The sequence below is a fragment of the Geminocystis sp. NIES-3709 genome, assembly GCF_001548115.1.
Classification (GTDB): Bacteria; Cyanobacteriota; Cyanobacteriia; order Cyanobacteriales; family Cyanobacteriaceae; genus Geminocystis.
Window position 1 is genome coordinate 1,295,096 of the sequence record NZ_AP014821.1, and the last position, 13,092, is coordinate 1,308,187.

4 protein-coding genes are annotated in these 13,092 nt (G+C 37.1%); 3 read left to right on the forward strand and 1 reads right to left on the reverse strand.

What is annotated here, in order from left to right:
- Positions 1 to 91: 91 nt before the first annotated feature.
- Complete coding sequence (locus GM3709_RS05485; RefSeq protein ID WP_066117010.1) at positions 92 to 9,733, forward strand: FG-GAP-like repeat-containing protein; 9,642 nt, start codon at positions 92 to 94, stop codon at positions 9,731 to 9,733.
- Between the two features lie 162 nt (positions 9,734 to 9,895).
- On the opposite strand, the gene GM3709_RS05490 is transcribed toward GM3709_RS05485, so the two are convergent.
- Positions 9,896 to 11,593: an NAD-binding protein gene (locus GM3709_RS05490; protein ID WP_066117012.1), complete on the reverse strand. Its 1,698-nt coding sequence runs from the start codon at positions 11,591 to 11,593 to the stop codon at positions 9,896 to 9,898.
- 175 nt (positions 11,594 to 11,768) lie between these two features.
- Here GM3709_RS05490 and GM3709_RS05495 point away from each other — a divergent pair, with 175 nt between their 5' ends.
- Together GM3709_RS05495 and lspA are read left to right on the forward strand one after the other, a co-directional pair.
- Positions 11,769 to 12,431 carry a biotin transporter BioY gene (locus tag GM3709_RS05495; protein WP_071828017.1) on the forward strand — a complete coding sequence of 221 codons (663 nt, stop codon included), beginning with the start codon at positions 11,769 to 11,771 and terminating at the stop codon, positions 12,429 to 12,431.
- Between the two features lie 71 nt (positions 12,432 to 12,502).
- The gene (gene lspA, locus GM3709_RS05500; protein ID WP_066117014.1) at positions 12,503 to 12,958 is read left to right on the forward strand and encodes a signal peptidase II; all 456 of its coding nucleotides are present in this window, start codon (positions 12,503 to 12,505) and stop codon (positions 12,956 to 12,958) included.
- Positions 12,959 to 13,092: the final 134 nt, after the last annotated feature.

The window sequence follows — 13,092 nt, forward strand, 5'->3', positions numbered from 1 at the left end:
TTAGTTTAAGACCTTCTTCACCAATAATTTTATGTCGAAGGTGAGATATGATAATCAAAATAACCTTTTTTTTTGTTGATTACAAAAATACATGGATAATATTTACGGTGCTAACTCTGCGATCGCCGTTTCAGGTGATGGAGTAGAACATTCCGTTTGGGTGCAAAATGGGCAATTATGGCACGGCACATTTGATGACGATACCAACCAATGGAATAACGCCAAATCCATTACCCCCATATCAGGAGAAAATTTAAAGCTACTCACAGGCAGATTTATCCCCTATCAAGATGCTAACGGAGCAATACGATATGCCCCCGGATTAGTCGCTGTTTGGGAACTCGGTAACTCCTTATTCGCCGTTATCGGGAAGTATAACGCTCAAGGAAAAATAGAATGGTCTGAAACCGTACCGATCACCTTACCAGAAATCGATGAAGAAGGAAATAGAATTAATCATCAAAATTTAGATATTGCTTTAACCCCTGAAACTATAGCCTTTGGAGGCAGACAACGTCCCCCCGGTATCCTCATTGCCTTTCAGAAAATAGCGGCAGATAACTCAGAAGCCGATACAGATATTTATAGTCAAGTATTCAATCTGCAACTAAAAGATAATCAATTAGAATTAGTTACTCAAGGGAGAGATAATCAATCCCTTACATTTGAGATTCAAGAAGCCGTTGCCCCAGTTTATGAACCATTACCGCCCACAATTCAAGCGGTGGCTACCGCAGGGCGTATTAATACTGAACCTTCGGGAGTTATACCAGATGTTGAAAACACAGAGTTATCTATAATTGAAAATATTCCCTTGGGAGGAGAGGCTTCTTTTAGTTTTAACTTACAGGATTTTGTGAAACTATTTGGCGGATCATTACCTGCACCATCATTTTTACCCGGTACTGATACAAGTATCGAATTAAGAGGAACGACAAGTGCGATCGAGCAATATAATGTTCAGACAAAAGCCAAAGAATATGTAATCCAGACAAGTTTTGGAGTTGGTTCAGACGGAAGCAATGAAGACAAAACCACCAACTTAAATGAAAATCCCAGAATAAAAAAGATAATTGAAGATACTCGTGTTTTAGTCCCAGATAAGGAAAAGCCCTTGAATGCCTTGGAAACAGAAGTAAGAAGTACTTTTGGTTTTGATGTTTCTATGGAGCTTAAATTTGATGAGCAACTCAAATATACTGGATTTGACTTCATCCTTGGCATGGAATATGGAACAGTTTATTCCATTAAGTATAATATTCCCCCAAAAGGTCTTATAGGAGGCGCTCTCGCCTCTGCTACCGTCACCGTCACTGCTCCTAATTATAGTATTTCCTTTGATTTAGCTTGGGAAAATAAGGGAAATGCCCTTACTCCGCCCCTTTTTCTTGAAAAAAATGAAAAGGGAGAGATCAAAATCAAAAACACCACAATACAGGGTTCTCAATTTGCAGAAATTTTATCGGCTTATTCCATAGTCAATAGTGCTTTAAAACTTGTCAAGGAAAAGGAAAAAGATAATAAACTGCCTTCCTCTATTTTTAACTCTGATGCTAAGAGCAAGAAGTGGGTTACAGGAACTTATGTTGCCCAAGCAATGTATTCAACATTATCAACACTTATATACGGGTATGGATTTGGAGATACGGTTTCCTCTGTTTTCAAGGACATTTCCAATTACAAATTCACGGGAGCGAGTGTTAATGTCGGGGCAGAATTATCATATCAGGGTAAGGGAAAAGCCTTAGGAAATTCGATTAAGACTAATGTTGAGGGGATAGGAAAATTAGAGGCGGGTATTGAGTTTAAACTTGTTCCTTCCACAGAAATATCAATATTAGCTCGTTTTTTAGCCTCTGCTAAACTTTCATTAGAATTTTTTAGATGGAAAGGGCAATGGGCACCTTCCTATAGTACCAGTTTGAAAATCCCTTTTAAATTAGCTAATACTACCCCTGCTTCAGCTCAAGGAGTTTTTGTATCAGAAAATCAATCATTAACCCTTAATTCTTCTACCCCTGTAGATGATAATGATACATCTGGAGTGTTGACTTTGAACTATGAGCCACGCACAGGAGATGATAGTTTATATTTGGGTATTCCAGTGGCTACCAAGGGGGAGCAGATCAAGCCCGATAAATTTGAAGATTTAGTTGATGATAGTTCCCCTGCTTTAGCTTTTAGTGATGGTGGAGATATTTTGTTGGCATGGGTTGCCGATGGTAGAGAAAGCAATATTCCCCTTGAGTCACAGACTGATGTTGTCAGTCGTGTCATGGTGTCAACTTTTGATTCGGGGGGTGGTTGGCAAAATATCGGTGCAATCAATGTAGAAAATGGCAATCTTATTCAAGGATTTAATTTTGAGCCAACGGTGTTGTTTTTCTATACTGATACCAGAACTAAAACTCCCGTTAAACCTGATCTAGTTGATTTTGACAGTGGCAACTATACAATTAATCGTATGGTGGTGTGGAGTTATAGCCAAGAGGGTAAAAATCTTACGCCTCAAAGCAGTAGCGATGAAGTTCGAGAAGCCTTATTAAGTACTGATCTAGTTTATAGTCTTTCTAGTCGTTCTGTTGTCACTGGTTCTCGTTGGAGTAATTGGAGTACCCCCCAAGTCATTGTATCTAACCAAGGAGTCGATCGAACTCCTACCCTTGGCTTAGATCCCAATGGGTCGTTAAGATTAGCTTGGGTAAATGAACAATCACAACAATCCACTATTTATACTACTACTTGGAGAGGAAGAGCATGGAATAGTATCCAAAGCGTAGCTCAAGGAAATGATTTAGATGTCGAGAAAATTATTGTGGAAAATTTTGGCAATCAACCGGCGATTTATTGGACAGATTCGATCGAACTCAATTACAATTCAGCAGTATTAGCAGATAACCCCGTTTATTATTATCGTCTCAATGAATCTGAACAGGGTTTTGCCTCCAACTTAGGTACAAAAGGGGCATTAGGAAATGGTAGTTATACTAATCCTTTACCAGAAAATCAGTCATTACCCTTCCGATTTAGTCAACAAGGGGCATTATTTAACACCAGTAACTCCAAAGGTGATCGAGATTCCGCAGTAAAATTTTTAGGTGACGGTTATTTAGCCATTCCTGTCAGTGGTGAAGATTTCCAAAACGGTTATAGTTTTGAATCATGGCTCAAATTTGACTCCCTCACGGGAGAAATGATTATTGCTCAAAGTCAAACTCTAGGTCAATATGTACTAGGATTAAGTGATGAAACCACCGTTCAACAATACGATATTCCCGAAGGAGTATTATATCTTCTTGATCCTAATAATCAAGTAATTTGGCAATCAGACAATACAACCCCTGCGGTTCAAGCCTTAATGCAGTCTGATGGTAACTTTGTTCTTTACGAAACACCTCAACTTTTAGATCAACAAGGGAATGACACGGAAGCAGTATGGAGTAGTGAAACGGATAATAATAGCGGTGGTTATCTAAGTTTAGCCGATGATGGTGGGCTTTATATTCTCGATCGAAATAATCAGATTGTCAAAACCCTTCATCAAGGTTCTGTAGCGCCTACTTTTAGTAATCGTACTTTAATTGAAAATAATCAACTTACCCCCTCTAGTAATTTCTTTAATAATGTATTCATTCCGTCTAATCAATGGAGTCTCAAAACCAACAATCAAGGGGTTTTAAATTATCAAATCGGTGGTAAAACCCTTTCTAGCCGTACATTACAAACTAATCGATGGTATCATGTGGTGGCAACCTATCAACATAATCGAGTTGATGCACAAAATAATTCTATCACTCCCGTTGCCTCTCTCTACATTGATAATCAGTTAATCAAACAAGAACAAGTTGGGAATGTTGATTTTACCGATGGTGGCGTTAAAGTTGGTCAAAATTTACGAGGTTCGATCGACGAGGTAGCCCTTTATAATAAAGTGCTAGGGTTAGAAAATCCTCCCATTCTTGACGCTCAAGGTAATGTCATCGGTTACAATCCTCCCGAATCTAACGGCATTACCAGTCATTATTCTACCCGTTACAACAAACCAAATGATCAACAAAGTAGCGGTACATTTTATGCCACTTATAATGGGCAATCATGGGGAGAAAGTACTAGATTTGAACCGCAAAAAGAGCTTACTCCTACCATACCTTTAATTGAAAGACAACCCTTTTTCGACTTAGTTTCAGTCAATGGCTTAAAACCTGATGGTATCGCAGATCAACGTCTTTCCATTACCCTGAGTAATCCGAATCAAATCATCACTAATATTACCATTTCAGGGAACTCAAAAACATGGACAGTGGGAGGCAATTCAGAACAAAGTCTTGCAGTCATTCAAGGGAAAAAATTAGTCAATGATTCTCCTCAAAATACCATTAATCATACTCTCATGGGAGCAAAAGAAACCTTTGATTTATATTTCTATGACTCTAGTAATTCTAGTGTCAATCAACCCTATCAAGTTTCTGTCACCTTTGCCAATGGTAGAACTTTTAACCAAACCTTTAATTTATTACCCAATCCCACTAACCCTGATTATTCATCAGGGAAAAAACTCACTAGCAAAGGATTTATTCTTGACAACGAAACCACCGAATTAAGTGCTATCAATAGTGGTAAATTATGGCAAACTACAGAAGCTAATCTAGGTTATGCGATGACCAGTGGTAAATTCTTGAATAATACAAATTCGATCGTTATTAGTAATCCTAACTTTAATAATGGTGATGGTGTCATTCTCATTTACTCATCTCAAAACTTTAATGGAGAAATCGATCCCAATCAAGTACCCACTGGAGGAGTAAGAATTGTCGGAAGTAATGGAGAAAGAGCAGGGTATGCTTTAGTGTCAGGAGACGTAAACAGAGATGGAATCCCTGATTTAATCATTAGTTCTCCCGATGGTGATAACGGTAACGGTAAAGTTTACATTATCGATGGCAGTAAAATCACCACTAACTCCACTATTAACTTAAATAACTTAGGAAATACGGGAGTTGTTTTAACAGGTTTTGGCAATGGTGCGAAAGGAGGAAGTGCTTTAGCAGTAGGGGATTTAAACAACGACGGTAGAGCAGATATAGCTATTGGTGCGCCTCTTTATGACGACGGCAAAGGAGCAGTCTATGTACGTTATGGCAGTAGTGATTTTAACAATACTAATAAAAAATTAGTTTTTACTGGCACTGGTGGCACAGTTAAAGATATAAACGGGAATGATGTAGTGTGGGGATCTTTAGCAGGTACATCCGTTGATATTTCCACTAAATCCATTAATAGCAATGATAGTTACTCGGATTTAGTTATCGGCTCCCCCGGTTACACTCAAACTGTGACATTTAATGACTTCTTCTATAACCAAAAAGCCCCCAGTGTTATTTATAATAGCCTGTTAAAAGTTTCTCCTGCTGTACCAGATTTAAGTAACCCCTTTGGGAAAAATGCTAGTAAAACCATGGCTCTGAAAACGGGTAGAGCGTATGTTCTCTTTGGTAAGGGTTTCTTAAACAGAGGTTCTACTTTTGAAGACAACTTAACAGAAAATAGGCTAAACACTAGCAATGGTATTGTTTTAGATGGTACATCTGTTTTTCATGAAGAACCTCAAGCTGGTTTTAGTGTCAATGTCACGGGAGACATCAATAATGATGGTTTTGATGATGTGGTGATTGGCGCACCCAATGAATTAAAAAATACTGGGGTTGCCTATGTACTAGCAGGAGGAGATTTTAGCTCGTTTAACGGTAAAACTAATCCTTTGGCTTTAGCTTGGCAAAGTAACTTAACCATTGTGGGAGGTGAATTAGGAGGAAAAACAGGAAGCGTCGTGGGTGATGGTGGCGACTTCAATCAAGATGGGGCAATGGATTTATTCATTTCTTCCCCTCAAGCTGGTTATAGTGCAGGGCAAACACATCTTCTTTTTGGGACATCTGCTAATAGTCGTAATCCCATTTTATCGAAAAATAGTAATTTCATTTTCTCTTTAGCCCCCGGAAATACTAACAGTATCATCGGTTATAAAGATAATAAATTAGTTGATACCACTGCAAATATTAACACTTTTGCTTTTAATGGTCGTCGCCCTCAAGATTTATCTACCCCTTCCCCTAATATTGGTGATTTAAACGGCGATCGCATCGATGATTTATTGCTGTCGGCTTTAAATGGCAATGAAGTTTATTTGGCTTATGGTAAAAAACAGTTAGGTAAGGAGGGAAGTCTTGATTTAGGTAAGTTACAGAGTGATCAAGGTTTAGTTATCGATCCCAATTTAACAGGAAATGGTAATTTTGTTGACTTAGTGGGAGATATTAACGGCGATGGTTTTGCAGAAATGATTTCTGGGGGTAATTCTCAAAAAACTACCATCGTATTCGGTAGCAATTCTACTGATTTAGTTGATTTATCTCTCACCGCTAGAAATGAGTTAACCATCGAAAATACGGGTAGTGGTAACTTAAATGTGGTAGGTATCGGAGATTATAACGGTGATGGTTTAGCCGATTTAGTAGCATGGAGTGAATCTAAATTATATTTAATTGAAGGTAGTGGGGATTTGGGTTTTCGAGGCTCGATCGACTATACTCAGGGAAGACTTCTAGTGGACTTCTCTAAAAGTACTAATCCTAGTCAACGATTCACTATTACTCAAGTGGTATCAGGAGGAGATGTCGATGGTGATGGTTTCGCAGACGTTATTATTTTAAATAGTAATAATGAAGCCTATGTTTCCTTTGGTAATAATAATACTCCCACTATTTCTCCCCGAAGCCCGATTCTTTTAGGTAGTGGAAGTTATATTGCATCGGGAGGAGACTTAAACAACGATGGTTACAGCGATGTAATTCTTGGTAACAGTGCCAATAATAATAACAACGGACGAGTTAATATTATTTACGGTAACGCCCAAAGAAGAAATTTTCTCAACGCCACCCTCAATCCTTCTATTACTATGGGGTTAGATACTATTCGTTATCAAGAAAACTTCTTACCCTTCAATAACAACTTCTCTCCCTTTAGCATTACTACCTTTAATAATCAACTAAACTTATTTTCTCGTCAACGTTCAGGTACAATTACACTTTATAAATCACAAAACGGTACTACTTGGACATCGGAGAATATTCCTCAAGATACCTTACAACGGACTTCTCCCGCCGTTTATAATAATAATCTTTATTTACTCTATGAAAATGATGGTCTTTCTCAAGGCTTACAGATTACAAGTAATCAAAATTGGAGTGAGAGTAAGCGTATATCATCTCGATTTCTATTAAGTTCTCAAACAGGGGTAGCATTAGTTAATTTTAAGGGGAAATTATACGCCTTTTATCCCCTAAGAGATAGTCTTGATGGTGTTAGAAATCCCATTCTTTACTATACTTCTGACTCTCCTTTAAATACATGGAGCGATCGATCTACTAATATCTTGTCACAAACTAGAGCCGCTTCTAGCAGTGAAATTGCCTCCGTTGTTTTTAAAGACAACATCTTTGTCGCCTATCGTGATGGAGCAAATAAAATCGGAGTCGTCTATAGTGGTGATGGGAATAATTGGCGTAGTTATACCATTGCAGATCAATCCACTAACGCTGGAATTAGTTTAGCCGTCAAAGACGATACCCTTTACATGGCGTTTAAAGGTAATGGCGATGATACCGTGAATGTGATAAGTAGCAAAAATCCCACCACAGGTAGCAGTTGGGGTAATTTTACTCGTCTAAAAGATGCTACTGGTAACAATGTCATCACGAAAGTTACTCCAGTCTTAGAGATTTTCAAAGATAGTCTTTATGTGTTCATTTCTGATCGAACTGGTAATCAGTCGAACAAATCCTCCGCCTTAATTGAAGTTATTACCCCTTCACCCCAACAATTTGGCAAATCCATTCAAGGCATTGGGGATGTTAACGGTGATGGTTATAGCGATGTGATGATTAGCGCACCCGGTTTGAAAAAAGCACAAGACGGCAAAAAAGTTAATGGGGTTTATCTTTTCTTCGGTAGTGAAAGGAATAATTCCTATATTCTATTGACATCCCAAGAAGATTTAACCAATATCTCTCTCAGTGGTGCAGGAGACATCAATGGTGACGGTTACGGGGATATTTTTATCGGTGTACCTAGTGTCACAAACAAAAAAGGTGCAGGATATGTCATCTACGGTAATGATAAACTAGCAACTAATACCACCCTTAACCTTGATAATCTCACTAAATTACAGGGATTTAAAATTAATGGATTACCTCAATCAGAATCAGGTATTTCTGTAAGTAGTGGTCAAGATGTCAATGGTGACGGTTTCCAAGATTTAATTATTGGTACGCCTAAAAACAACACTAATCTCTCCTATGTCTTATTCGGTGGTGATTTTACCGCATCCGCCCATCAAGTAGGCTCGATCACATCTGACGTGTTAGAAGGCACACCCACAGGAGAAAGATTAATCGGAGGTACGGGAGATGACACCTTAATCGGCAATGGTGGTAAAGATGTTCTCTATGGTGGTGCAGGAGATGACATCATCATGGTAAAAGATAACAACTACTTCAGAATCGATGGTGGAGCAGGTATTGATACCCTAAAATTGACCAAATTAAACCACAATTGGGATTTAACTCACTCAGGCATCAAACAAGGTATCCATAACATGGAAATCATTGATATAACCGCTCATGGTGCAAATAAAATTGCCTTAGACAACAAAAGCATTTTGAACTTTTCCAATGATACCAACTCGATCGTCATTAACGCCGATAATCAAGATACTATTTATCTAACCAGTAATTTTGCATTGCAAGGACAAATTAATAACTACGGCTTTACCTATAATGAATATACCTTTAGAGAAACTCGAATCTTAATCTCTCCTGACACGACGGTTAAGTTAGTGCGTGATATTGCTTCGGAAGTAAGTAAATTTAATCCTCTCTCTACCAGTAATCCCTCTGCTGTGTCTAGTGATATGGCATCCTCTAACGAAGATGATACTTTTATCTTTGTTGACACTCCCGAAATTTTTATTTCTCAACAGGTAATTATTGAAGGAGAAACGCCAATAATGGACTTTCAGATTATGCGTACTGGTGATCTTTCTAAAACCCTTAAAATTGGCTATGAAACCCTAGACGGTTTAGCAGAAGCTGGAATTGACTATCAAGATACGGCTGGAACATTTGAATTTAAAGAGGGGGAATCGATAATTATAGTAAGTGTACCTATTTATGATGATGATGAACTTACCGATACCGCAAAAGACTTTTCTTTAGCAGTGGAAATCCTCACACCATCTCCTGATACTTTGTTGAATGATTCTGTATATCGTTTTAGTACTGGTTCTGGTACATATATTTATGTAGGGGAAGAAGAAAGAGAAAGCATCTTAGCCACTGGTTACGACTTTATTGAGGAGGGAGAAGCCTTCAAGGTTTCTTTTGAAGCTAATGACGAGTTAATTCCTATCTATCGTTTCCGCAATCAAGATTTAATGGGTGCATATCTTTATGTAGGACAAGAGGAAAGAGAAAGTATCTTAGCACAATATCCCAATTTTGTCGAAGAAGGTTTAGCATTTTATACCTATGATGCAGATTCGGATCAAACTAATGATATTTACCGTTTCCAAACTCAAGCGGGGGGTTATATCTTCGTGGAAGAAACTGAAAAAAATGTCATTACTCAAAATTATCAAAACTTTACCCTAGAAGGTATTGCTTTTGAAGCTATTTAGTTTCCTTGAAAAAATCGATCGATTGGGGAGATAAAAGTAATAAAAAGGCAACAGTTAAGAGTTTCATAGTTTTTTATTACTGGAAAAAAAGTAAGTTAAATGCGTCTTAGCTTATTAATTTTCCTTGGTGCAAGATCTGAGTTAAATGCATTTTAGATTAGTTCATGAATGTATTAGCAAAGGAGAAGAAGGAGATACTCGCCAAAGTTGCTCTAATTTTGTGGCAGGAATTGTTAAATATAAAACATCGTTATTCATTAATTGAGTATCTAATAAATTCCAACCGTGAATATTCTCTTTTCCTCTGGCAACATAAAGAGGCACAAAATCTGCTTGAGTTGCCATTTCTCGAACAATTTTTTCGGAAAAAGGATGATTCGGTGTAATCATGGTGGCGATCGCAACCCACAATAAATCATCCGTCATACCGTTACCTAAAATTCTGCCTCCTAATGCCGCAGCAGCAAAAGAATAAGTAGCTAATTCAGTGGGAGATAAAACATTTTCAAATTGAAATACTTGTTTAACAGACTCGGCGAATTTATTATCTTGTACTCTTAAAATTAGAGGGGTTTTTGGTGCTAAGGCTTTGACGGTTAAGGCAATTTCCACGTTAATCATATCATTGCTTGTGACGACAATAATGGCATTTGCTCCTTCAATATTGGCTGCTTGAAGGGTATCAGCTAAAGAGGCATCCTCTACAATTACGGGAATATTAAGCGATCGAACAGAGTGCAAAAATCGGTTATTATGATCAGGTTCGATTACTACGATTTCATGGCCTTGTTGATGTAACTCTCGCACAACTTCCATACCGACATTTCCTAAACCACAGATGATGTAATGATGCTTCGTTGGTACTCTTGCTGCATCCCAAAATTGTTTTAATCGACTACCCAAGACAAAATCATTGATTAAGGCATAACAAATACCTACAATACCAGCACCCACAATCATCATAATGGCGGTGAAAATTTTAATAATATCTGGTGCTGATTCCGCTACCTCTTCTTTTCCTCCAGCACCGGTGATCATGCCAACGCTAAAATAAAGAGCATCCACTGGGGAAATTTCCCAATTAACAAATAAATAAGTAAAAGTAGCCAACAAAATTAAGGTTAACAAGGTTAATGTCACCATCACCATCGACTGAGCATATTGTTTATAAGTATTAATATTACGGACAACTTTCCACCATCGCCACAGAAAAAAGGATCGTTTTTGTTTTCCTTTCGCCTTATTTGCTACGATCAAATGATCTCCTATTTGTAAAACTCGATCGTTAACTACTGCTGAAACTAGATCTGTTTCTTCATTTCTTGGTAGGTAATAGATCAACATCTGATCCAGATTATTCCACAATTGAGCTAAACTTACTCCATACCAAGGATGCTCTAAGGTAATCACTTCTTCATGTAATGCCCATGTTTGTTCAAATAATTTTAAATGTCCGATAGCTTTATTTCCTGAGGCGGCAAAAGCAAAAATCGGAGCAGCTAAAGAAGGAACACTCATGCTAAAATGATCCGTTAAAGTGTAATCTAACCTTGCACCGAGAGTATGATTATAAATACGATTAACGATACGAATTTTCGGGTTTAAGATTCTTGCTTGAGTCAAAATAGCCACATTCAAACCATCATCGCTACTAGCTAATACAATGGTACAGGCTTGTTTTATTCCTGCTTCTAGTAATACTTGAGTCGATCGCAAATCACCTACTATAATTTTATCATCCATTTGAGTGGCCATAGCTCGATCGCTTATTCCCACCACATTAGCACCTTGTTGTTTTAACAAATTATAAATTTTATAACCCGTACAACCTAAAGCAGACACTATAATTAAAGGTTTCATGTGTTTTAACCCAAGTATTTATTGACCAATCATGAACAATTACTCTTTTATCTCGAACCTAATATATTATCTCTGACTTGGTTTAGTGTAAATGTAACAAGACAAACAAATGTAAACTTAGCAGAATAGTTGACAGTTGACAGTCGATCGATGATATTTAATTATTGATAACCTCTTGCCTTTAGTCCATGATTTACCACTTTCTATTGAATCAGTGAAAAATAATAGCTTACCACCGCCGAAAATATCACCTATTAATGAATTTTTTTGGGCATTAATTGGTTTAATGTTGACTATCTTTGGTACTTTTGTCGAAGTATTTGTGGTTTTGCCCATAACCAGTAATGATTTAGAAAATTTAAAACCTTCTTCTCTAGGTATAACCTATCAATTGGCAGGAGTATTTTTTACTGGATTAGTAGGGGGAAAAAATGCCGCCGCCTATGCTCAAATTTCCTATGTCATCATGGGATTATTTAAGTTACCAGTCTTCTATCAGGGAGGTAGTGTAGAGTATTTTCAATATCCCAGTTTTGGTTATATTCTCGGTTTTATTCCGGGGGCATGGTTATGCGGATTTTTGGTGCTACCGGGGAAACGTCGTTTAGAATTATTTGCTATCAGTGCCTTTTTAGGATTATTAGTCATTCATCTTTGCGGAATTGTTTATCTTCTCCTCTACACTTTCATAACGCCTTTTTTTGGCAATGTTTTAAGCGATACTTACTTATGGGATGCGATTAACTGGTATTCTATTACTCCTTTTCCTTCCCAATTAGCTTTAATTTGTGCCGTGTCAGTGATAGCTTTTCTTATTCGTCTTATCTTGTTGTACTAATTTTTTTTCCTATTACCACAAAATCTAATAAAAGTCAAGCAATGTTTACAAAAGTTAACGAGATCCGAACTATGATTAAAAATAAGGATTTTTGGATAGTAGCAATTATCGCCCTAATTTTAGATCAAATTACCAAATATTTTGTAGTCATAAATTTTGAGAATGTGGGAGATACGATTCCTCTGTGGGAAGGGGTTTTTCATTTAACCTATGTACAAAACACAGGTGCAGCTTTTAGTTTTTTTCAAGGGGGGGCAGGTTGGTTACGGTGGTTATCTTTAGTTGTCAGTGTAGGATTAATGATTTTTGCATGGCGAGAAAAATTGTCTCAAATTGAACAATTAGCCTATGGTTTTATCTTAGCAGGGGCTTTAGGTAATGGGATCGATCGATTTTTCTTCGGTTATGTGGTTGATTTTTTTGATTTTCGATTAATCAATTTTCCCGTTTTTAACATTGCTGATATGTGTATTAATATTGGGATTATTTTTTTAATTTATGCCACCATTAAAATAAGTAAAATTTAAAATTTATAATAGAAAATTTGCAGTACTTAAGGTAACTTAAAATGTTCTTTTTATTTAAGTAATTCTCCACTAAGTAGGAAAAAATATAGGGTAATTTTATGAGAGTTTTATTAATATTAAAATATGCAAATTAA